Raw genomic sequence first — 23,544 nt, forward strand, 5'->3', positions numbered from 1 at the left:
CGGAATTTATAAATGCGGAATGATGAATGCGGAATGCGGAATGAAAGAAAGTAGACCCGGAAAATTCCGTAGGATGAGAAAAGCTACGGGGTGGCTTTCGCGGTTTACTCCGCATTCCGCATTCCGCATTCCGCATTTGACAGCACTCGCCCTGCTGCTCGCGCTTCCGACCCATGCGCAGGAGGTGGAAGAAGCCGTACAGCCGGAGGCTCCCTGGTGGCAGGTCTGGAAAAAAATTCCGGGACTGTCCCCGGAGGTTGAAGAGGCCGAGCCGGAGGTGGCTTTCGAGGAGAAACCGATCGGCAATAACACCGAGTCCATGCTCCTCGGCCAGCCGCGCCGCCAGTGGGTTCAGGACGCTACCGCTTTTGTCGAGCCGCCGGAGCCGGTGATCGAGGAAGACGCGATCGAGCCACTGCTGTTCCGGGAGATGGGCGATGAGATCGCCGCAGACGCGGTTGAGGCTCTGCGGGAAAAACTGACCGAGCTGGGCGAAAAACCCAACCTGAAGCTGACATTTATCGGCCACACCGACAGCGATCCACTGAGCCAGCAGCAGCTGGCGGAATTCCTCGACAAGCAGGAATTCACCAGCTCCCGCGCGCAGCATGTGGCCGAATTTTTCCAGCTGGCGCTGGCGCTGCCGGAGGAGATGGTCTCCTACGAGGGACGCGGTGACGCCGAGCCGGTCGCGGACAATATCACCACCGCCGGACGCGAGCTGAACCGCCGCGTGCAAATACAACTCAGCTACGATGCGCTGGACGAATTCGCCATGGCCGAGCAGGCCCGCGCCCAGGCGCTGGCGCTGAACCGGGTCAAGGTGTGCCGCCAGGAGACTGTCTGCCGCCTGCACTACACCGCTGGCAGCGAGCAGCGCGCGCGCCTGAAAAACCTGGTAACGCCGCTGCGCTGGCAGCCGGGTCAGGTGGATCTGCCGGAGGCCTTCGTGCGCCGCATCCGCGAAGTGCGCGCGAATTTGGCAGACAGGAATAATCTGGTGATTCACTTCGTCGGTCACACAGATGCACTGCCGCTGCCGGAGGGACCGGCGAAGCTGTACAGCGACCATATGGCCCTGTCCCGCGCCGAGGCCAGAAGAGTCGCTCTGGCGGTGCGCGATGCGCTGAAGCTGCCGGGCACCATGGTGACCAGCAGCGGTGTGGGCGCCACCCAGCCGCTGGCCGCCAACGATACACCCAAGGGCCGCGCACTGAACCGCCGCATCGAGGTGGAGTTCTGGTATGACGACCCTCTTGAGACCGCCGGCGACGGCGTGCAGGCCTGTCCCGAGGCGGCCGCGGCGGAGACCATCACCATCGCGCACGAATCCCTGAACGGCCCCATTGCCCCGATTCGCTTCGATAACGGCGACCCGCTGATTTCCCAGGCGCAGCTGATGCAGATGCGCAATGCCATGGCGGAGATCGCCGGCAAGGCCAATGTGCGCCTCAGTTTTATCGGCTACAGCGACAACGAGCGTATGGAGCGCCGCGAGGCAATGGTCTACGGCGATGACGTGGGCCTCTCTTCCGCCCGTGCGCGCCGCGCCATGGAGCAGGCGCAGCAGGAACTACAGCTCACTGACGAGCAGGTGGAATTCGAGGGCCGCGGCTATGTGCAGTCGGAAGACGTGGTGGCGACCGGCTTTATCCAGCTGGACGGCGCCCGTGTGGAAGTCCAGGTGCTCTACGACGAGTTGGCGGTACTGGCGGAAAAAGATCGCCTGGAAATCGAGCGCATCGACCGCGAGGCCCTGGCCCACAATCCCTACGGCTTGAACCTGATGCGCATCACGGTGGACGGCAGCCCGGAGTACGACCCCTACAAGAACTCCGCCGACCTGCAGCGCTGTACCGATGTGGCGCTGGAAAATGCCAATATCCAGTTCCGCTTCGACAACAAGAAGATGCAGCCGCGCCTGAATGTCAGCGCCTGGCCCAATGCCATTCGCTACGCCGACGATCCGGAAACCGAGATCGCCGACAGCCGCGTGCAGTTTAAAAGCTACAGCAACTACCCATCGTTTATCGAGCGCGCCGAGGTGCGCCTGTTCGAGGAGGAGCAGTCCCTGCGCGACACGCCGCTGGCGGTGGTGGAGCTGGATGAGAGCGGCGAGGGCGAGTGGCAGGCGGAATTCGAGGAGTTCCAGGCACCGCTGAAAAAGCTGCAATACCTGTTGCGCGCCTACGACGACCAGGGCCGTTACGACGAGACCCGCGCGCAGACCCTGTGGCTGGTGGACAGTGTGGATCCCGTTGAGGAAGAGGCAGATCCGCAGCAGGAACTGCTGGTGGGTTACGGTGAAAACCGCTTGGCGCGCCGCAATATCCCGCTGGACGGTAACTCGGTGCTGGTCAACGGTGCGCAGATTCCTGCAAATCACACCGTGTGGCTGGCGGGCAACCCGGTGCCGGTCAACGCCGAGGGCCAGTTTGTCGCCGAGCAGATTTTTGATCGCGGCATGCACACGGTGGAAGTGGCTGTGCTGGATACCGAGGGCAACGGTGAGTTGTTCCTGCGCGATTTGCAGTTTGCCGGCAATGACTGGTTTACCGTCGGTATCGCCGACCTGACCGTCGGCTACGACAAGACCAACGGCCCGGCGGCACTGGTGACCGGCGATGAGACCCACTACGACAACTCCGTCAGCTACGACGGTCGCCTGGCCTTCTACACCAGCGGCGGTTTCGGCGACGGCTGGCGCCTGGCCGCCAGCGCGGATACCGAAGAAGGGCCGGTGGACGAAATATTTTCCAACTTCCTGGAGAAATCCCCCGATGCGCTGTTCCGCCGCCTGGACAGCGATCTCTACTATCCCACTTTCGGCGACGATTCCACGGTGGTCGAGGACGCGCCCACCTCCGGTAAGTTCTATGTGAAGTTGTCCAAGTACGACGACTACGGACTCTGGGGTAACTTCAAGGCCGCCTATACGGACAATGAGCTGGCCCATATCGACCGTGCCCTCTACGGTGCCAGTGGTCACTACGAGAGCGACGCCGTGACTGAATTCGGCGAGAAGCGTTTCCAGGTGGATGCCTTCAGTGCCGAGCCCGGCACCATCGCCGGGCGCGATGAGTACCGCGGTACCGGCGGCTCCCTGTATTTCCTGCGCCACCAGGATATCCTGAGTGGTTCCGAACGCCTGCGCGTGGAGGTACGGGACAAGGATTCCGGCCTGGTACTGGGCGTGAAAAACCTGAGCCCGGTGATCGATTACGATATCGATTACATTCAGGGGCGCGTGCTGCTGAACAAGCCGCTGTCGGCACTGGCCAACGACAACCTGCTGATCCAGGACGGCTCCTACAACGGCAACCCGCAGTTCCTGGTGGCACGCTACGAGTACACCCCAGGCTTTGATGAGATGGACACCCTGGCCATCGGCGGCCGCGCCCACTACTGGATCGGCGACCACGTCAAACTGGGTATCAGTGGCAGCCAGCAGGACGAGGATGACAATGAAACCTCCCTGCAGGGCGTGGATTTGACCCTGCGCAAGAGCGCCGGCAGCTGGCTGAAGCTCGAAGTGGCGGACAGCCAGGGCGGCAACCTGGACAGCGTCAACTCCTACGATGGCGGTTTCAGTTTCGACCAGCAGCAGCCGCTGGATCCGGAGGCCAAGGCGGGCGCATCCAAGGTGGAAGGCAGCCTGCAGCTCTCCGACTTTTTCGAGGGCAGCCGCGGATCCGGTACCTTCTATCACCAGCAGCGCGAGGCCGGCTTCTCGGCGCCGGGCCAGTTCGTCAACGGCGATACCACCCAATATGGTGCCAGCGTCAATATGCCCATCGGTGAACGCTTCGATGTCGGTCTCAAGGCCGACAGCAAGGAGGAAGATTTCGGCTTGCAGACCAGCGCTGTGGACCTGATGGTGGGTTACCGCATCAACGACAGCTGGCGTATGAATACCGGCGCCCGCGCCGATACCCGCGAGGATTTCTCCCCGGTAGTGCCCGCCACCCAGACCCAGGGCGACAGGACCGATATGGCGGTGGAGGCCGCCTACGATTCCGGCGAGAACTGGAGTGCCTTCGGGTTCGTGCAGGGTACAGTGGAAGTGACAGGTACCCGCGAGGAAAACAACCGTGTCGGCCTCGGTGGTGCCTACCGTGTCAGCGAGCGGCTGACCCTGGACAGCGAGCTGTCCGGCGGCGATACCGGCACCGCCGCGCGCCTGGGCAGCGACTACCTGGTGACAGATCGCACCAACCTCTACTTGAACTACACCCTCGACAACGAGCGCACCGACACCGGCGTGCGCGCGCGCAAGGGCAATATGAGTACCGGTTTCCGCAGCCGCTACTCCGACAGCCTGAGCATCTACGGCGAGGAGCAGTACAACCACGGTGACGTCTCCACCGGCCTGACCCACGCCCTGGGCATGGACCTGGCCCCGAATGACCGCTGGACCTACGGCACCTCTGTGGAGGCGGGCACATTGGAAGACCCGCGCACCGGGGCCCAGACGGACCGCCGTGCCATCGGAGTGAATACCGGCTTCAACGACGGCGATATCCGCCTCGCCTCCGCGGTCGAATATCGCACCGATGCGATGGAGACACCGGTGGACGAGGAGACGGTGACCGAGTCGGAGCGGGACACCTGGCTGCTGAAAAACACCCTCAGCTTCCAGATCAACCCCGACTGGCGTTTAGTGGGCAAACTGAATTACTCGGACAGCAAGAGCTCCCAGGGCGAGTTCTACGACGGCAAGTTTACCGAGGCGGTGATGGGCTACGCCTATCGCCCGGTCAGTAACGATCGCCTGAATACGCTGTTGAAGTACACCTACTTCTACAATGTGCCGACCCGGGATCAGGTCACGGTGACCAATACCTCCGCGGAATTTATCCAGAAGAGCCATATCTTCTCCGTCGATGCCAGCTACGACGTCAGCCGTCGCTGGACCCTGGGAGCCAAGTACGCCTATCGCCTTGGCCAGCTGAGCCTGGATCGGCAGGATCCGGAGTTCTTCGACAGCCGCGCCAGCCTGTACGTGGTCCGTGCCGACTGGCATTTCGTCAATCGATGGGACCTGCTGATCGAGGGGCGCATGCTCGACCTGCCGGATGCCCAGGACAGCCGCAGTGGCGCCCTGATCGGCCTCTACCGGCATATGGGCAAGCATCTGAAAGTGGGAGTGGGCTACAACTTTACCGACTTCTCGGATGACCTGACACAGCTGGATTACGACAGCCAGGGCGTGTTCCTGAACGTGATCGGAAAGCTGTGATGGGGGAGGGCTTTTACGAGCCCCGTAGGAGCCTGCCCTGCAGGCGAATGGTTAAGTGGTACCGTCCCTGTTCGCCTGCAGGCAGGCTCCTACAGGCACTGCGTAGAAGCTTGCTTGCAAGCGAAGCTGACTTGCGCTAAAACGGCCCGATGGCAAGGAAAGCAGAAGGCCACCGCCTACGGCTGGGCCGGCACAGTGAATCAAATTGCATTTACTTGGTTACCGCCGTTTGCTTTCGGCGGCAAAAGGTCTTTTCCAATTTCTGGCTGGGCCGCAGTTTCGTTCACGCCTTGATGGCGGTGGAAGACAGCGCGGCGACACTCTGTTACGTGGTAATGCCGGATCATATCCACTGGTTGGTTCAACTCAGCGAATTGGCCGATCTCTCCAGTAGAGTACAAAAAGTAAAATCCCTGACCACCAAAGCCTTGCGCGGACATCGAGTGGGCCCAGTGTGGCAGCGCGGCTTTCACGATCACGCGCTGCGCAGGGAGGAGGATTTGAAAAGTGTGGCCCGGTACGTCGTCGCCAACCCATTGCGCGCTGGCCTGGTGACCTCATTGCGTGATTACCCTCTATGGGATGCGGTTTGGTTGTGAATCTGTCAGGCATTCCGTATTTCCGCTGGGCGGCACTCCGCCATCCTTGGCGGTCGTAGGAGCTTGCTTGCAAGCGAACGGCTACGGAGTCCTTAACTTTTCGCCTGCAAGCAGGCTCCTACAGTGCTAGCGGCCTGTCAGTTTTTCCGAAAGCCGTGAACGGAGAAGGGAAGGCAAGATTTCAAAATAAATTGTCGCGAGTGTCTGGACATCCCGAACCCGGATCACTAGAATGCGCAGCCTCTTCGGCGCTTGAGGATTCCGGCGCCAGAAATTGAAACTTTACCGGGATTCAATTGTACAGAGTTGATGCGGGGTGGAGCAGCCTGGTAGCTCGTCGGGCTCATAACCCGAAGGTCGTCAGTTCAAATCTGGCCCCCGCTACCAAATTCCCCTTCAGTGGTTCTTAGGTCGACGCCCGACGGGCTCCCTATCTACCTCTGGCCGGCACAGCCGGGCGAAGGTCGTCAGTTCAAATCTGACCCCCGCTACCAAATTCCCCTTCAGTGGTTCTTAGGTCGACGCCCGACGGGCTCCCTATCTACCTCTGGCCGGCGTAGCCGGGCGAAGGTCGTCAGTTCAAATCTGGCCCCCGCTACCAAATTCCCCTTCAGTGGTTTTTAGGTCGACGCCCGACGGGCTCCCTATCTACCTCTGGCCGGCACAGCCGGGCGAAGGTCGTCAGTTCAAATCTGGCCCCCGCTACCAAATTCCCCTTCAGTGGTTCTTAGGTCGACGCCCGACGGGCTCCCTATCTACCTCTGGCCGGCACAGCCGGGCGAAGGTCGTCAGTTCAAATCTGGCCCCCGCTACCAGATTCCCCTTCAGTGGTTTTTAGGTCGACGCCCGACGGGCTCCCTATCTGCCTCTGGCCGGCACAGCCGGGCGAAGGTCGTCAGTTCAGATCTGGCCCCCGCTATCAAATTCCCCTTCAGTGGTTTCAGGTAGACGCCCGATGCTTCGGGTTCCCTTGCCCCTTCCGCACGATCGAGCTCAAACGATGTGAGCCTTCGCTGGTTCGGCGCTTGGAATTTTTCACTCTGCGTTTTTTCCACCATAGATAGAAGCCGGTACCGAACAGCAGCGCCGGCGCAAGACCTGAAATCAAAACCAGCCAGCGCCCGATCAGCCCCAGCGCATCGCCGTTGTGCAGCGGAAACTGCCAGGTGAGAAACTGGTTGCCGGCGGCAGTCTCGGTGATGTCGTGCACCATCAGGATTTCTCCGCTGTACTGGTCCAGGCGCACGAAGCTGGCGCCGTGGTTGGTCCAGGGTTCGCCCTCCTGTCGGAAAGTCAGCCCGTAGCTGTCAGTCGCGTCACGTGGCAGGTAGATGCGCTTCAGCTCCCCCCGCGGAAATACTTCCCTGCCTATGGCGACGGCGCTATCCGGATCCAGTGGCGGCGCGCCACTGGCCTGTGACTGTCCCCAGGAGCCGCGCGGCTCGAGCGGCATTATCCAGTTCACCATTTTCTCCACCTGCAGCGGAAATACGATACTGACGCCGGAAAAGGCAACCGCCAGCAGTGCGGGCAGCAGGTAAATTCCGAATACCTTGTGCAGGTCAAAATAAAAGCGAAAGCGGTTGCCGTCGCGTTTAATGGTAAAGGCACGCTTCCAGCGTTTTCCGTTTCTGGAGGGGCGCGGCCACCAGATCACCAGGCCGCTGATACAGAAAACCAGCAGTGCAATGCCCATAAATCCGACCAGGGTCTTGCCGGTATTGCCCGCCAGCAGCGTGTAGTGCAGGCGGTAGATCCAGGTCATGGTGTATTCACCCCAGCCGCGCACCGCCAGTACTTCCGCATCGGTGGGGGAAACGCTGACTTCAACCGGGCCGGGGGCGCCATCGGGTGTGGGAAAGCGCACAACAAATGGACTGCCGGGCTGGCGCGGCGTCATCAGGCGGGTGGGGGCCGGGTTGCCGGGTACCGCTGCCTGTGCCGCGGCGAGGACTTCCGCATAGGTGGCCGGCTGTTGGGAGGGGTTGAAGCGGACAGTTTCCGGCGCGAGCCTTTCATCCAGGGCGTGGTCGAACACCAGCAGGCTGCCGGTGACACCGATCAGTGAAAGCAGCAGGCCGAAGGTCAGGCCCGCGTATTTGTGCAGGATAAAAAGCGAGCGGCGCAATTGAGTTTTCCGTGAGCAGATCCGCCTGCGGGCGGGATTCTTCCGGGTGACCAGAAGGGGCCCGCTCGCAAGTGAAAGGAGTTAAAACAGGCGAGAATAGGACAGATTCACGTTGCGGCCCAGTCCCTTGAAGTTGCGGATATCGTTGCCCGCAGTCTGGGAGTAGTAGGTGAAGTAGTCTTCGTTGGTCAAATTCTGGATGCCCAGCGCAAATTCGCCACCCAGTGCTTTCAGTTGTGCACTGGCGTCGACGATGGTGTAGCCATCGAATTCGGTGGTCACTTCGCCGGCACTGTTCTCAAAGTCGCGATCCAGCAACCAGTTGGCCTGTACGCGGGTGCTCAGGGTGTCGGTCCAGTTGCGCGCCCAGCTCAGGTTGAAGCGGTTGGGGGCTATGTTGCGGCCATCCAGGTCGGTATCCACCTTGCCGTCGGCATCGGAATCGTAGCGGCCTTCGGTGTAGGCGTAGCGGACTTCCAGGGTGTCACTGTCAGAGGCAAACCACTGTCCGCGCAGTTCCACGCCGTCGATCTCGGTCTGCTCGCGCTTGACGCTGTAGATACCGTCGCTGCCCAGCGCCAGGCGCTGGCCGAAATCGGAGTCGGAGATGTAGTAAGCCAACTGGGCGGCAAATTTCTCCGCGCTGAACTCCACACCGAATTCTTCGTTCTGGGTCAGGATGGGCTTGAGGTCGAGGAAGCTTTCCACATCCTGGCCCGGCTGGTCGATACCGCGCAGTACCCGGCCGACGTCGGGCATGGAGAAGCCTTCGGAGTAGTTGGCGTAGACCCGCCAGGCGTTACTGATGGTATAGGTAGCGCCGATATTGCCGAGGGTCTCGCTGAATTCCGGGTTGCCGCCTTTGACGAACTGGCCACCGTTGTAGGAGTAGAGGGTGGTGAAGTCGTCCACCTTGAGTTCGGAGATTTCGTGACGCACTCCGGCGGTGACGGTGAGGCGGTCGATACCGGTAAACTCCGCCTGCGCGTAGGGGGCGATATTCTCGTACTGGGTGGGCGGTACCCAGGCGCGGCCGGTCAGGATCAGTTGCTGCCAGGTCTCATCCTGCAGCAGGTCCACGCCATAGGCGAGGCTCACCGGTGCGCCGGCGATATCGTCCTTGATCAGGGTCAGCTTCAGGCCGCGTTTTTCCGAATTGTTCTGCGACTGGTCGAACACCACTTCACCGTAGGTCGGATCCTGGAAGGTGCCGCTTGGTGTGCCGCCGTAGGTGCCGGCAAAATCCTGCGAGAAAACCTGTGCGCGCAGCCTCTGCCCAAAAATGTCTTCGTTACTGTATTGCAGGTTGACGGTGGTGACTTCATTGGACGGGGATTTGCCCGGCACATCCGCCTCTACGGCAGTGGTGGGGATGCCGGCGCCGATATCGCCGTCGACGCTCAGCCAGTTGTTATTGCCCTCGACCAGGTAGTGGTTGATTGTCAGCTGCAGCCGCTGTTCACCCCAGCTGTAGCCGGTCTTGATAAAGGCGTTGACGGAATCGCTGTCCATGGTGTCGCCCTGGGTGTTGTCGAAACCGACTATTTCACCATTGGCGTCGTAGCTGATACCGGTGTCGCGATAGCTGACACTGGCCAGCAGATCCACCGCATCCACTTTGCCGGAGACGCTGTAGCTGCCGCTATAGCCGAGGGTTTCGCTCAGTTCTTCGGTCTGCAGGGAGGACTCGACCCGCAGGCTCTGCTGGAACTCTTCGCTGGGAGTGCGGGTCACCAGGTTGATGATGCCCCCGGAGGCGCCCATGCCGTGAATGGCATTGGCGCCGTGGATTACTTCCACTCGCTCCAACATCAGCGGGTCTATGGTGTGGCCATCGCGACCGCCGTTGCGCAGCGGGTTGGACTGGGGCACACCGTCGATCAGGTACAGGGGCTTGCGACCGCGCAGGCTCTCGCCGGAGCTGGTCATTTTCTGGCGGCTGGGGGAAAAGCTGGGGATCAGGTTGCCGAGGATGGTGGACAGATCGCTGCTGACACCCAGCTGCTGGGCCAGCTCTGCCTCGTCGATCAGTGTGACGGTATTGGGAATACTGGAGAGCGGTTTCTCGGTGCGGCTGGCCGTGACGACAATCTCTTCCTCGATGCGCTGTTCCTCGGCCAGGGCGGCTGTGGAGGCGAGGAAAACGGCCGTGGCCAGAGTGGATCTTGTGCAGCGCATGCTGGAACTCCTGTTCAATTGAATCGGTCGCCTGGGTTGGGCGTGGAGAGGTGGTCTCGGAAGGTCGGCAATACTAGAGAAAATGAGAATCGATATCAATTGCGAGTTTGGATTCTGTGTGGTTTTCGGTGGTGCCGGTCGAAGGCGGGCTGCGGGAGGATAGCGGTGGATTCCCGGCTCTTCTATCTATACTGACTGTGGCGTGAGGCGCCCCCGGTTTGATGAGAAAATAAATGCCAGGTGTGACTTGACTCGCCGGAGCCGCGCCCATAGAATGCGCAGCCTCTTGAGCGGTTGGGGCAACCCGCCGCAGGGAAGCGAAGAGCAACCAGGCTTCGTTTCTCAGAGTTGTTGCGGGGTGGAGCAGCCTGGTAGCTCGTCGGGCTCATAACCCGAAGGTCGTAGGTTCAAATCCTGCCCCCGCTACCAAATTCAGGTGCCAGTGGTGCTTAGGTCGAGGCCCGACGGTTCGGGCTCCCTTTCTACCTCTGGCCGGCATGGCCGGGCGAAGGTCCCAGGGTTCAAATCCTGCCCCCGCCACCAAATTTTGCGTCTGCGCATACTGGCTGCGTGGATGTGCGGTCAAAGCCCCGTCAGGGGCTTTTTCGTATCTGCCGGAAATGTGGCGGATACTTATTCGAAGTGGGCCGCAGGCCCTTTTTTTGTTTTAAGGGGGTGCATCCCTGCACCCCATCCCTTCGGGGCAGCCGATGGCTGTGCAGATCGGCAGTCCCTGCCGATTTGTGTGGAGAGTGAATGGCGAGCAAACGCGAACAGCTGGAAGAACTTCTGGCGCCGGTGGTGGCATCCCTGGGCTGCGAGCTGTGGGGCATTGAGTACCAGACCCACGGCCGCAACGCTCTGCTGCGCATCTATATCGACTCCGAAGACGGTATTGCCGTGGAGGACTGCGAGAAGGTCAGTCGCCAGGCCAGCGCCGTGCTGGATGTGGAAGACCCCATCGGCGGTAAGTACACCCTGGAAGTCTCCTCGCCGGGACTGGACCGCCCGCTGTACAGGCTGGAACAGTACCAGCGCTTTGTCGGCGCCCAGATAGAAGTGCGTTTGCGTATGCCGCTGGACGGCCAGCGCAAGTGGCGCGGTCTTCTGGCCGGTGTCGAGGGTGACGAGGTGGTGCTGCGCGTGGACAGCGAAAACGAATACCTGTTGCCGATCGACAGCATCGAGAAGGCAAACATAATCCCCCAATTTACCAAGTAACTTGTAGGAGCCTGAGAGCAGGCGATTTAGAGGCACAGCTGCATGAACAAAGAGATCTTGCTGGTAGCCGAGGCGGTATCCAACGAGAAGGGCGTGGACCAGGAAATTATTTTCCAGGCCATCGAGGCGGCACTGGCAACGGCCACCAAGAAGCGCTACGACGAGGATTCCACCATCGAAGTCACCATCGATCGCAGGAGCGGTGACTACGAGACCTTCCGCAGCTGGGAAGTCGTGGACGACGAAACCCTGGCGGAACTGGGCACCCAGTTCACCCTGGAAGAAGCGCACGAGAAAGATCCTGAGCTGAAGGCCGGCGACGTCTACCGCGAACAGGTGGAAAATGTCGAGTTCGGCCGCATCGCCGCACAGACCGCCAAGCAGGTCATCGTTCAGAAGGTGCGCGAAGCCGAGCGTGCCAAAGTGGTGGAAGAATATCGCGACCGCGTCGGCGAGCTGGTTAGCGGCACCGTGAAGAAGGTAACCCGTGACTTTATCGCCGTGGATCTGGGCGGCAACGCCGAGGCGCGCCTGCCCCGCGACCAGCTGGTGGGCCGCGAGATCTTCCGCATGAACGACCGGGTGCGCGCCATCCTGCTGGAGATAGAGCCGGAAGCCCGTGGCCCGCAGCTGAAGCTGAGCCGCTCCTGCCCGGAGATGATCATCGAGCTGTTCCGTATCGAGGTGCCGGAAATCGCCGAGCAGGTTATCGAGATCAAGGGCGCCGCGCGCGATCCGGGCCTGCGCGCCAAGATTGCCGTAAACACCAACGACGGCCGTATCGATCCGGTCGGCGCCTGTGTCGGCATGCGCGGTGCGCGCGTGCAGGCGGTTTCCAACGAGCTGTCCGGCGAGCGTGTGGATATCGTGCTGTGGGACGACAACCCGGCCCAATTTGTGATCAACGCCATGGCGCCGGCGGAAATCGAATCTATCGTGGTCGACGAAGATGCGGGTTCCATGGATGTAGCGGTGGCCGAGGAGAACCTGGCCATGGCCATCGGCCGCAGCGGCCAGAACGTGCGCCTGGCGTCCGAGCTGACCCAGTGGCAGATCAATGTGATGAGCGTCGACGAGTGGCAGGCGAAACAGGAAGCCGAGTCCGGTTCCATTATGGAAACCTTTATGGAGCGCCTGGATATCGACGAAGATGTCGCCGGCGTGCTGGTGGACGAGGGCTTCACCACCCTGGAAGAGGTGGCCTATGTACCCATCGAGGAGATGCTCGGCATCGAGGGCTTCGACGAAGAGATCGCCGAAGAGCTGCGCGCCCGCGCCAAGGATGCACTGCTGACCCAGGCACTGGCTTCCGAGGAGCAGCTGGATGCCTCAGAGCCGCAGGAAGACCTGCTGAATATGGACGGTATGGACCGCCACCTGGCCTTCTTGCTGGCCAGCCGCGGTATTGCCACCATGGAAGACCTGGCCGAGCAGGCGGTGGACGATCTGCTCGATATCGAAGGTCTGGATCAGGAGCGCGCCGCCGCGCTGATCATGAAAGCGCGCGAACCCTGGTTTGCCGATGACAGCGGCGAAGAAGCATAAATAATTATGCAAAACAGATAAGTAACCCTCCGACCAAGTGACTTTTAGGAGAGAGAATGGCCGAAGTAACAGTTAGCGAACTCGCCAAATCGGTTGGTGCCACCGAGGATCGTCTGCTCAAGCAGATGAAGGAAGCGGGTTTGCCCCACACTACTGTGGATGCAGTAGTGTCGGACGAGGAAAAACAGGTCCTGCTCAACTTCCTGAAAAGCAGCCACGGGGAGCAGGGCACTGCACCGCGCAAGATCACCCTGAAGCGCAAGACCACCACCACGCTGAAAACCGGCTCTGGCACAGGCCGCAAAACCGTGAACGTGGAAGTGCGCAAGAAGCGCACCTATGTGAAGCGCCCGCAGGAAGAGCTTGAGGCCGAGGCGGCCAAAGAGACTGAGACCAGGGCAGAGCTGGACAAGGCGCTGGCCGAACAGGCCGAGCTGGAGAAGGCGCGTGCCGAACAGGCCGAGGCCGAGCGCATTCGCACCGAGGCGGAAGCCGAGGCTGCCCGCGAGGCGGCCGCAGCCGAGGCCAGGGCCGCCGAAGAGACGCCGGCGGAAGCCGCTGACGAACCTGAAGTGAAAGCCGAGCCTGAAGCGGCGCCGGCGAAGGAAGAGTCAGAGAAGCCTGCGGCCCCGGTCCGCTCCACTTATGTGGACGATATCGAGGCCATGCGTATCGCCGCCATGGAGCGCCGCAAGCAGCAGGCCGCTCAGGAAGCGCAGGAGCTGGAAGAAAAGAAGGCCCGTCTCGAAGAAGAGCGTGCTCGCGCCGAGCAGGAAAAGAAAGAGAAGGCCAAGACCGAAGCGGTCAAGCCCGCTCTGCGTCGCAAGCTGGAGGCGACTCCCGCTGCCGCGGAGAAGGAAGAAGAGGAGCCGCGCAAACGCCGCGGCCGCCGCGGCGCCAAGGGTGGCCCGAAGAAATCCAGCAAGGCCAGCCTCTACGATCAGGCGCTGGAGGTCTTTGAAAGCGAAGAAGAAAAGCGCAGCACCCGCTCGCTGTCCCGCCCGACGCTGAAGATCAAACCCACACACGGCTTCAAGAGGCCGACAGGAAAGCAGGTGTACGAAGTACAGTTGGGTGAAACCATTACGGTCGGTGAGCTGGCCAAGCAGATGAATATCAAGGCCGGTGAGTTGATCAAGCGCCTGATGAAGATGGGCGAGATGGTCACCATCAATCAGAGCCTGGACCGCGATACCGCCACCCTGATCGTGGAGGAAATGGGCCACAAGGTGGTGCTGGTCTCAGAGACCGCGCTGGAGGAGAGCCTGGTGGCCGAGTCCCAGGCAGTCGAGGGCGAAGAGGTTTCCCGTGCGCCGGTTGTGACCGTGATGGGTCACGTCGACCACGGCAAGACCTCACTGCTGGACTATATCCGCAAGACCAAGGTGGCCTCCGGCGAGGCCGGCGGCATCACCCAGCATATCGGTGCCTACCGGGTGAAGACCAGCCAGGGCGAGATCGCCTTCCTGGACACCCCGGGCCACGCCGCCTTTACCGCCATGCGCGCCCGCGGCGCCCAGGCCACCGATGTGGTGATTCTTGTCGTAGCCGCGGACGACGGCGTCATGCCGCAGACCGAAGAGGCAGTCAATCACGCCAAGGCCGCCGGTGTGCCGCTGGTTGTCGCCGTCAACAAGTGCGACAAGGAAGCGGCGGATCCGGACCGGGTCAAGAACGAGCTGGCGGCGAAGGACGTCATCCCGGAAGACTGGGGCGGCGATACGCAGTTTATCAATGTGTCCGCGCACACCGGCCAGGGTATCGACGAGCTGCTGGAAGCAGTTTCCCTGCAGGCGGAAATGCTGGAACTGAAAGCCAGGGTCGGCGTGCCGGCCAATGGTGTGGTGATCGAGTCGCGCCTGGAGAAGGGCCGCGGTGTGGTCGCCACCCTACTGGTGCAGAGCGGTGAACTGAAGCGTGGCGATATCGTGCTGGCGGGCCAGAGCTATGGCCGTGTGCGCGCCATGACCAACGAGCTGGGCCAGCAGGTCAAAGAAGCCGGCCCCTCCACCCCAGTGGAGCTGCTGGGTCTGGACACCACGCCCAATGCCGGCGACGAGTTTATGGTCGTTGCGGACGAGCGCAAGGCCCGTGAAGTGGCCGAGCAGCGCGCCGATAAGGAGCGCATAGAGCGTCAGCAGCGCCAGCAGGCCGCCAAGCTGGAAAACATGTTTGCGGATATGGAAGCCGGCGAGCGCAAGGTGCTGCCAGTGGTGATCAAGGCCGATGTACGCGGCTCCCTGGAGGCCATCCTGGGTGCCCTGGCGGATATCGGCAACGAGGAAGTTTCCGTCAATGTGGTTTCCAGCGGTGTGGGTGGTATCGCCGAAAACGATATCAACCTGGCCCTGACCTCCGGCGCCATTGTGATCGGCTTCAACACCCGTGCCGACGTCGCCGCGCGCAAGCTGGCGGAGACCGAGGCGGTCGAGATCCGCTACTACAGTGTGATCTACAACCTGCTGGATGAAGTGAAGCAGGCCCTGTCGGGCATGCTGGAGCCGGAACTGCGCGAGGATATTGTCGGTATCGCCGAGGTCCGCGATGTCTTCCGCTCGCCCAAATTCGGCGCCATCGCCGGTTGTATGGTTACCGAGGGTATTGTGCACCGCAACAAGCCGATCCGCGTACTGCGCGACAATGTGGTGATCTACCAGGGCGAACTCGAATCCCTGCGCCGCTTCAAGGACGACGTGCAGGAAGTGCGCAACGGTATGGAGTGCGGTATCGGCGTTAAAGACTACAACGACGTCAAGCCCGGCGACCAGATCGAGGTCTACGATATCGTCAAGGTTGCCCGCGAGCTTTGATTCCCTCTCCTTCCGGAGAGCTCCCTGTAGGAGCGGCCCATGGCCGCGATCGGTGTGGCTGACGGCACAGATCGATCGCGGCTATGGGCCCATGGCCGCCCCACCGCTCCTACAATGTAACGAAACAGATTTACCAAGAGACCAATGGCAAGAGAATTCCACCGCGCCGACCGTGTCGCCGACGCCATGCGTCGCGAACTGGCGCAGCTGATCCAGCAGGAAGTGCGCGACCCGCGCCTGGGCATGGTCAATGTCAACGACGTGGAAGTGAGTCGCGACCTGGCCGTAGCCAAGGTGTTTGTCACCTTCGTCGGCGAGGACGACCGCGCCAAGATCAATATTTCCATGGAAGTGCTGAACAAGGCCGCCGGTTTTCTGCGCAGTCAGCTGGCGCGCGCCATCCAGATGCGCAGCATCCCGCGCCTGCAGTTCCGCTACGATGAGACTTCCGTGCGCGGCCAGGAGCTGTCCGCACTGATCGACAAGGCGGTCAAAGAAGACCGCAAGCATCACGACGACGATTCAAGCGAAGACAAATCCGCAGGAGCGGATTTGGACGCCGAAGGCGCCCGGAGGGCGACCACCAAGGATGGTGGGAGTCACTGATTAATGGGCCGCAGACCTAAATGGGGCCGGCCGGTCCACGGTGTGCTGTTGTTGAACAAGCCCGCCGGCATCAGCGCCAACGACGCCCTGCAGAAAGCCAAACGCCTTTTTTTCGCCAATCGCGCCGGTCACACCGGTGCCCTGGATCCACTCGCCACCGGCGTGCTGCCGATCTGCTTCGGCGAGGCAACCAAGTTTTCCCAGTACCTGCTGGACGCGGACAAGCGCTACCGCAGCACCTTCTGTTTCGGCATGACCACTGCCAGTGGCGATGCCGACGGCGATGTGCTCGAGACCTGGGACGCTTCGGGGCTGACCGAGGGAGCGGTATTGGACGCGATGGCGCAGTTCCGCGGCCGTATCAAGCAGGTGCCGTCCATGTACTCGGCCCTGAAGCACAAGGGACAGCCGCTATACAAGCTGGCGCGCCAGGGGGTGGAAGTGGAGCGCGAGGCGCGCGAGGTGGAGATATACGAGTACGAGCTGCTCAGTTTTACCCCGGGCGCTCAATCTCCCGATAAACAGCCCCGCGCGGAAGTGGAGATCCACTGTTCCAAGGGCACCTATGTGCGCAGCCTGGCAGAAGACCTGGGGCGGACCCTGGGCGTGGGCGCCTATGTGGAGCAGTTGCACCGCAGCGCCGCGGGCCCCTTCGACGAGGCGGATGCCATCACCCTGGACCAGCTGGCCGAGGAGCGTGGCGAGGGCAGGGCGGAACTGCTGGATCACCATCTGCTACCGGTGGATTCTCCCGTCACATCCCTGCCCAAACTGATACTGCCGGATGACTCCGGTTACTATGTGCGCCAGGGCCAGCCGGTGATGGATCTGCAGGTCTACCGTATCGGTGAAGAAGGTGATATGGTGCGCCTCTTCCTGGAAAGTGGCGATTTTCTGGGCGTTGGAGAAATTACCGATGACGGACGGGTCGCCCCGCGCCGTCTGGTAAGTGCCCCGTAAGGGGAAAAGCGTTAGCTGGTCTGTAAATATGCACGGGCCAGCCGAATCTTCAAAGCATATTACGACGAGGTAATTCGTTATGGCACTGACTGCAGTTGAAAAAGCAGCCATCCTGAAAGAGCACGGCCAATCCGAAGGCGATACCGGTTCTCCGGAAGTCCAGGTAGCCCTGCTGACCGCCAACATCAACAAACTGCAGGGTCACTTCTCTGCGCACAAGCAGGATCACCACTCCCGTCGTGGCCTGATCCGCATGGTTAACCAGCGCCGCAAGCTGCTGGACTACCTGAAGCGCAAGGATCTGAACCGCTACGCACAGCTGATCGCCAAGCTCGGCCTGCGTCGCTAAGACCCTGGAATGCCCGCCACTGGCGGGCATTCTTTTTTTATACTCGGGATTCCGGGCCGCAGGGCGGATCTGTAAATAGCGTCCGCCATCCGCATGCACCCCGGGACCCGCAAAAATTTTCGCGCAATTTGCGAAAACTGTAGGGGTTACTGGAATGGGCCAGTAACCGTAAGGAAATAGGAAAAAACTAGTGAATCCAGTAAGCAAAACCTTCCAGTACGGCAATCAGCAAGTCACCATCGAGACCGGCCGCATCGCGCGCCAGGCCACCGGTTCGGCGCTGGTAACCATGGGCGAAACCGTGGTTCTGTGTACCGTTGTAGGCGCCAAGGAAGCCAGACCTGATCAGGGCTTCTTCCCGCTGTCCGTACACTATCAGGAAAAGGCCTACGCGGCCGGCAAGATTCCCGGTGGCTTCTTCAAGCGTGAAGGCCGCCCGTCCGAAAAAGAGACACTGACCTCCCGCCTGATTGACCGTCCGATCCGCCCGCTGTTCCCGAACGGCTTTATGAATGAAGTACAGGTGATGATCACCGTACTGTCCGCCGAGAAGGACGTGGATCCGGATATCGCCGGCATGATCGGCACCTCCGCGGCACTGTCCGTGTCCGGAATTCCGTTCGGTGGCCCGATTGGCGCCGCGCGCGTGGGCTACACCCAGCAAGACGGCTACCTGCTGAACCCGACCTACAGCGCCCTGAAAGGCTCCGAGCTGGACATGGTGGTTGCAGGTACCAAGGACGCCGTACTAATGGTGGAGTCCGAAGCCAAAGAGCTGCCGGAAGACATCATGCTGGGCGCGGTACTCTTTGCGCACCAGGAGATGCAGGCCGTTGTCAAAGTCTGTGAAGAGCTGAAAGCCGAAGCCGGCAAGCCCACCTGGGACTGGCAGCCGGAAGCCGTCAACGAGGAGCTGAAGTCCGCGCTGGAAAGTCAGTTCGGTGCCAAAGTGGCTGAAGCCTACAAAATCACCGACAAGCAGCAGCGCACCACCCGCCTGGGCGAGCTGCGCAGCGAAGCCGCTGAAGCCCTGGCCACCGAAGAAGTGGACGAAGGTACCGTCAAGAGCTACTTCGGCAAGCTGGAGAAGAAGACAGTTCGCGGCGCCGTAGTGCGCGGTGAGCCCCGTATCGATGGTCGCGACACCAAGACCGTGCGCCCGATCAACGTAGAAGTCGGTGTGCTGCCGAAAGGCCACGGTTCCGCGCTGTTCACCCGCGGTGAAACCCAGGCCCTGGTGGTCTCCACCCTCGGTGCTACCCGTGATGCGCAGATCATCGATGCCCTCGAAGGCGAGCGCAAAGACTACTTCATGCTGCACTACAACTTCCCTCCCTACTCTGTAGGTGAGGCGGGTCGCGTGGGCGCTACCGGTCGCCGCGAAATCGGCCACGGCCGCCTGGCGCGTCGCGGTATCGCTGCAGTACTGCCGGATCCGGAGAGCTTCCCCTACACCCTGCGTGTGGTTTCCGAGATCACCGAATCCAACGGTTCCAGCTCCATGGCTTCCGTATGTGGTTCCAGCCTGGCACTGATGGACGCCGGTGTACCGCTGAAGGCGCCGGTAGCCGGCATCGCCATGGGTCTGGTGAAAGAAGAAGACGGCTACGCCGTACTGACCGACATCCTCGGTGACGAGGACCACCTCGGCGACATGGACTTCAAAGTGGCCGGTACCGCCTCTGGTGTGACCGCACTGCAGATGGACATCAAGATCGAGGGTATCACCGAAGAGATCATGGAAACCGCGCTGGAACAGGCCCTGCAGGCGCGCCTGCACATCCTTGCGGAAATGAACAAGGTGATCGGTGTCTCCCGTGAAACCGTCAACGAGAATGCACCGCGCTACGCGACCCTGAAGATCCACCCGGACAAGATCCGCGACGTGATCGGCAAGGGCGGCGCCACCATTCGCTCCATCACCGAGGAAACCGGTGCGTCCATCGATATCGAGGACGACGGTACCGTCAAGGTGTTCGGCGAGGACGGTGAGAGCCTGGAAGCAGCGGTTACCCGCATCGAGGAAATCACCGCGGAAGCGGAGATCGGCGCCATCTACGAAGGTACCGTAGTGCGTATCGTCGACTTCGGCGCTTTCGTGAACTTCCTGCCGGGCAAAGATGGTCTGGTGCATATCTCCCAGATTGCCGAGGAGCGCGTCAACGCAGTCACCGACTACCTGAGCGAGGGCCAGAAGGTGTTCGTGAAGGTGCTGGACGTGGACCAGCGCGGCCGCATCAAGCTGTCCATCAAGGAAGCGAAGGCGGAGCAGGCCGAAGAGGCGAACCAGGCCTCCGACGAAGCCTGATTCTCCCGAGCTCGATAGAAAACCCGGCATATGCCGGGTTTTTTTATGCTCGTGGATTATCGACCACTGAGCGCTCGCCACTCACCACGCTGCCCGTTAAAATTCCCGAAAAGAATATGGGGAATCGTCTTGCACAACTTCTGGCTCGCAGAAATTCTGCTCGCCCTGGCCGCCGCGCTGGTAGCCAACCAGTACTGGATCATCGCGCGCAGCCGCTGCCAGTCACCGGCGCTGGTGATTGTCGCCGGCCTGGTGTGCCTGCTACTGGCGGCCTCCGTCGGCGCCTACCGCTACGGAATAGATCCCGGTGTCACCCAGTTGCATCGCGCCCTGTCGCGCCTGTCCGGCTACGTTTCTTTTCTGTTGATCGGCCTGGGACTGCTGTGGGCGCGCCTGCGCCTGCCAATCGGCCGGGACAGTCGTGCGCCGGCCTATGTCGCCATGGTGTTGGTCATCGGCTCGACGCTGGGTGCGGCGGGCACTGCCGCCATGTCACCGCAAGTGGTAAGCAGTCTCTCTTCGTCCCTGGGACTCGCGCTGTGGATGCTGGTGGCGCTGTGGGAGTTGTTCAGGCCGCATAGCCTGGCGCGCCCGCTGGCTCTGCTGCTGGCTGGCGGTGCCGCGCTGGTAGTCGTTGCCGGCCTGTTTATCGGTACCGACGCGGCGCGCTTACTGGGGCTGGCGAGAATCAACTGGTTTCACCTGTCCCTCGCCGCGGGGGCGCTGGCGCTCCTCTGTGCCCGCCCGATTCTTGAAATTGAAAATGAAAGCCGTGGAGAAATCCGTGAGTGACCAGAAGCAGACCGATTTGATTCATTACACCGACAGCGGTGCCCTATACGGAAAGCCGGGCCTGGACCTGCTGTTGGTGGAGACTTTGCACTGTCGCGCGGTGATCGCGAAGCAGGGCGCCCAGCTGTTGGAGTTCCGGGCCAGTAACCGCGAGCCGCTGTTGTGGCTCAGCCCGAAAGCATTGTTTGAGCCCGGCAAATCGGTGCGCGGCGGTATCCCGCTGTGCCTGCCCTGGTTCGGCGACAACCGCGTGGATCCGACCAGGCCCAAACACGGACTGGTGCGTGCGAAAACCTGGGAATTGGCCGGCGTAAAGGAATTACCGCGCGGGGAAATCGAGTTGGTATTTACTTACTGCCACGGCGGCAATGCGCTGTTCAGCACCGCTTTCCTCTGCGAAGTCACCATGATCCTGGGGCGCGAACTGGATTTGCAGCTGCGGCTGGAGAACCGGGGCGATGAAAGCGCAGAATTCAGCTGGGCCTGGCATACCTATTATGCGGTGGACGATGTCCGTGAAGTCGAAGTGCGCGGGTTGGAAAATTGCGAGTTCCTGGACAAGACCCGCGGCCTGCGGCGCTTTACCCAGGAGGGAGTACTCACTTTCCCAGGTGAAGTGGACCGCGTTTTCGAAAATGCCCCGGCGCAACAGCAGATAGCCACCCGCGCGCCGATCGAATCGCACAGTGAAAACTGCCACAGCGTTATCGCCTGGAACCCGGGCGCCGAACTGGCCGCGACCCTGGCCGATGTGGGTGAGCACTACCGCGAATATGTGTGCGTCGAGCACGGCAACGCCTTCGCCAACAGCTGGCAGCTGGCGCCGGGAGAAATGGCCAGTGCCGCACTGCGCCTGGCCCGCTGATCTGGCACAAGGCTGTGGCTGTTTGAAAATTGCGCCGCTGCCCCAATCAATGAGCAGATTGGGAATACTTTTATCGAGGGAAGTGATATGGCGGACAGATTTCACCTGGCCCAGGTCAATATAGGGCGGGCCAGGGGACCCATGGACAGCCCGGTCATGCAGGGGTTCGTCGACCAGCTGGACCGCATCAATGCGCTGGCGGATCGCAGTCCCGGCTTTGTCTGGCGGCTGCAGACAGAGGAGGGAGATGCGACCTCGCTGCAGGTGTTCGACGATGAACGGATTATCGTCAATATGTCGGTGTGGGAATCCCTGGAGGCCCTGAAAAGCTATGTCTACTCTGGTGAACACCTGGAAGTGCTGAAAAACAAGAAGCACTGGTTCGAGAAGATGCCCGGGCCGATTCTGGCACTCTGGTGGATTCCCGCCGGCAGCCTGCCGGCCATAGAGGACGGCGTGCGCGCACTGCAGTCCCTATCGGCAAACGGGCCCACGGCAGAGGCCTTTTCCTTTGCCAGGCCATTCCCGCTACCGCAGCAATTGCCCGCCTGATCATCGCCGGGTTGCCCTCTCTCTCCGGCGGACAATGGCGGTGTGCTATATAGGGACAGCACCCGCATTGTCAGCGAGAGGGAATTTGCGACAAGTGAAATCATTGATCGAAGCCACCCGCCACGTGATGACCGCGGCGACGCTGATCCTGTTGATCGTCTCTTTCTTTGCCATGATCTGGGGCGGCATCAAGGCCGTGCACGTCATTGAGCTGATTCTGAGCAGCAGAGGGGAGAGTCCGGATATAGAGGTCTCCCTGATCCGGGTGGTCGACGCCTTCCTGATCTCGATTGTCCTGTACCTTTTTGGCGTCAGCATCTACCAGTTGTTTATCGGCGGCCTGTCGCTGCCGGTAGCCAAGGACCTGGCCGAGATGAAGGGCCAGCTGAGCGGCGTCATCATCATGGTGATGGCGATACAGTTCCTCGAGCATGTGCTGAGCGACTACCCCGCACTGCAGCAGTTGTACGAGGGCGCCTCCATCGCTTTTGTGGCGATCGTGCTGCTGCTGCTGAGTTACATCGTCAGGAAGCGATAGCCGTGGGGAAGGGGCGCTGCCAATCGCGCGCAATACCCAATCGCTCAGTCAAATACAGTAACCGTCTGGCGCGTAAAGGCGACCAGCCGGCCCTGCGCATCCCACAGTCGCGCCTGAACCACGCCATAGCCGTCCGCGGCCTGCTCTACCTCTGCCAGGTACTGCCACCACTGGTCGGCACCCAATGCCGGCAGCGGTTCGATAAATTCCACCGTCCATGTCAGTGAGCTGGCGGGTGCCGGCTGTTTCAGCATCGGCAGAATTGCCGGCGGCCAGGCGTCGATCAGTGCCAGCAGGTGGGCGATTGTCACTGGCTTGCCGCTGCCATCCCGGAAGCGCACCCAGCCGCCCAGGTGTCTGCCACTGCTGCCGGTAAATGGCAGGGCACCCCGTGCGATGCGGTAATCGAACTTCTGCGTAAACTCCGGTACCACGCCGGGAATATAGGGCAGGGCCTCGCAGTCTTCGGCAGTGGCGAATTCCGGTGCCCTGCCGGTGGCGACGCCGATATTCGAATGGCGTCCCCTGCCGAAGCTGGCGAGGCCGGCCAGGGCCACCGAGCCCTCCTGGCGGATGTGCGCCTCCACCTGGGTTACCGAGCGGCCCGCGCGCAAAACGGTCGCAGAGGTATCAATCGCACCGGCCGCCACCGGGCCGACAAAAGAGATAGTCAGCGAGCGCAGACTCGCATCCGGTGCAACCTGCGCGGCCATTTTCTCGTGGAGGATTGCGGCCACCAGGCCGCCGAAGGTGGCGCGACCCTGGGTCCAGCCCTCGGGCACGCGCTGGGCCTTGCCGTCGGCGCGCCACTCATCGAGTAATTGGTCAAATGTCATAAACGCGTTCGCCCTATC

The 23,544-nt window shown here is 61.4% G+C and carries 16 protein-coding genes and 2 tRNA genes; 15 read left to right on the top strand and 3 right to left on the bottom strand.

Annotated features, from left to right (window positions below):
* Positions 1–136 precede the first annotated feature (136 nt).
* The 3 genes from IG627_RS08000 to IG627_RS08010 all read left to right on the top strand — a co-directional run bounded on the left by IG627_RS08000 (position 137) and on the right by IG627_RS08010 (position 6,225).
* Positions 137–5,239, top strand: a complete 5,103-nt coding sequence (locus tag IG627_RS08000; protein WP_226864846.1) for an OmpA family protein — start codon at positions 137–139, stop codon at positions 5,237–5,239.
* A 149-nt stretch (positions 5,240–5,388) separates the two neighbouring features.
* The gene (locus IG627_RS08005; protein WP_193191836.1) at positions 5,389–5,838 is read left to right on the top strand and encodes an REP-associated tyrosine transposase; all 450 of its coding nucleotides are present in this window, start codon (positions 5,389–5,391) and stop codon (positions 5,836–5,838) included.
* 310 nt (positions 5,839–6,148) lie between these two features.
* A tRNA-Met gene (locus IG627_RS08010) sits at positions 6,149–6,225 on the top strand.
* Between the two features lie 553 nt (positions 6,226–6,778).
* Here IG627_RS08010 and IG627_RS08015 read toward each other — a convergent pair.
* Together IG627_RS08015 and IG627_RS08020 are read right to left on the bottom strand one after the other, a co-directional pair.
* The gene (locus tag IG627_RS08015; RefSeq protein ID WP_193191837.1) at positions 6,779–7,966 is read right to left on the bottom strand and encodes a PepSY-associated TM helix domain-containing protein; all 1,188 of its coding nucleotides are present in this window, start codon (positions 7,964–7,966) and stop codon (positions 6,779–6,781) included.
* Positions 7,967–8,047: 81 nt separating this feature from the next.
* Entirely contained in the window at positions 8,048–10,144 is a 2,097-nt protein-coding gene (locus IG627_RS08020) for a TonB-dependent receptor (RefSeq protein ID WP_193191838.1), read from the bottom strand.
* 352 nt (positions 10,145–10,496) lie between these two features.
* On the opposite strand from IG627_RS08020, the gene IG627_RS08025 reads away from it, so the two are divergent.
* The 12 genes from IG627_RS08025 (at position 10,497) to IG627_RS08080 (ending at position 22,690) form a co-directional block, all read left to right on the top strand.
* Positions 10,497–10,573: transfer RNA gene (locus tag IG627_RS08025), tRNA-Met, on the top strand.
* Between the two features lie 327 nt (positions 10,574–10,900).
* On the top strand, positions 10,901–11,365 hold the full coding sequence (gene rimP, locus IG627_RS08030; protein ID WP_193191839.1) for a ribosome maturation factor RimP: 465 nt from the start codon (positions 10,901–10,903) through the stop codon (positions 11,363–11,365).
* A 42-nt stretch (positions 11,366–11,407) separates the two neighbouring features.
* Positions 11,408–12,910 (top strand): transcription termination factor NusA, encoded by a 1,503-nt coding sequence (gene nusA, locus IG627_RS08035; protein ID WP_193191840.1) that lies wholly within the window; start codon positions 11,408–11,410, stop codon positions 12,908–12,910.
* Between the two features lie 56 nt (positions 12,911–12,966).
* Positions 12,967–15,720: a translation initiation factor IF-2 gene (infB, locus tag IG627_RS08040; protein ID WP_193191841.1), complete on the top strand. Its 2,754-nt coding sequence runs from the start codon at positions 12,967–12,969 to the stop codon at positions 15,718–15,720.
* Positions 15,721–15,864: 144 nt separating this feature from the next.
* Entirely contained in the window at positions 15,865–16,326 is a 462-nt protein-coding gene (gene rbfA, locus IG627_RS08045; RefSeq protein WP_193191842.1) for a 30S ribosome-binding factor RbfA, read from the top strand.
* A 3-nt stretch (positions 16,327–16,329) separates the two neighbouring features.
* Positions 16,330–17,286 (top strand): tRNA pseudouridine(55) synthase TruB, encoded by a 957-nt coding sequence (gene truB, locus IG627_RS08050; protein ID WP_193191843.1) that lies wholly within the window; start codon positions 16,330–16,332, stop codon positions 17,284–17,286.
* A 79-nt stretch (positions 17,287–17,365) separates the two neighbouring features.
* The gene (gene rpsO, locus IG627_RS08055; protein WP_020412406.1) at positions 17,366–17,635 is read left to right on the top strand and encodes a 30S ribosomal protein S15; all 270 of its coding nucleotides are present in this window, start codon (positions 17,366–17,368) and stop codon (positions 17,633–17,635) included.
* Between the two features lie 190 nt (positions 17,636–17,825).
* Positions 17,826–19,943: a polyribonucleotide nucleotidyltransferase gene (gene pnp / locus IG627_RS08060; protein ID WP_193191844.1), complete on the top strand. Its 2,118-nt coding sequence runs from the start codon at positions 17,826–17,828 to the stop codon at positions 19,941–19,943.
* A gap of 129 nt (positions 19,944–20,072) precedes the next feature.
* A complete protein-coding gene (locus tag IG627_RS08065) occupies positions 20,073–20,735 on the top strand; it encodes a hypothetical protein (protein ID WP_193191845.1) in 663 nt (220 codons plus the stop codon).
* On the top strand, positions 20,728–21,600 hold the full coding sequence (locus IG627_RS08070) for a D-hexose-6-phosphate mutarotase (protein ID WP_193191846.1): 873 nt from the start codon (positions 20,728–20,730) through the stop codon (positions 21,598–21,600). Before IG627_RS08065 ends, IG627_RS08070 begins: the two co-directional genes overlap by 8 nt.
* Positions 21,601–21,687: 87 nt before the next feature.
* Positions 21,688–22,152, top strand: coding sequence for a DUF3291 domain-containing protein (locus tag IG627_RS08075; RefSeq protein ID WP_193191847.1), 465 nt, complete (start codon positions 21,688–21,690; stop codon positions 22,150–22,152).
* Positions 22,153–22,246: 94 nt separating this feature from the next.
* Complete coding sequence (locus IG627_RS08080; protein ID WP_193191848.1) at positions 22,247–22,690, top strand: YqhA family protein; 444 nt, start codon at positions 22,247–22,249, stop codon at positions 22,688–22,690.
* A gap of 44 nt (positions 22,691–22,734) precedes the next feature.
* On the opposite strand, the gene IG627_RS08085 is transcribed toward IG627_RS08080, so the two are convergent.
* Entirely contained in the window at positions 22,735–23,526 is a 792-nt protein-coding gene (locus IG627_RS08085) for an acyl-CoA thioesterase (protein ID WP_193191849.1), read from the bottom strand.
* Positions 23,527–23,544 lie beyond the last annotated feature (18 nt).

Origin of the sequence: Microbulbifer taiwanensis (assembly GCF_014904815.1) — a bacterium.
Taxonomy (GTDB): Bacteria; Pseudomonadota; Gammaproteobacteria; order Pseudomonadales; family Cellvibrionaceae; genus Microbulbifer; species Microbulbifer taiwanensis.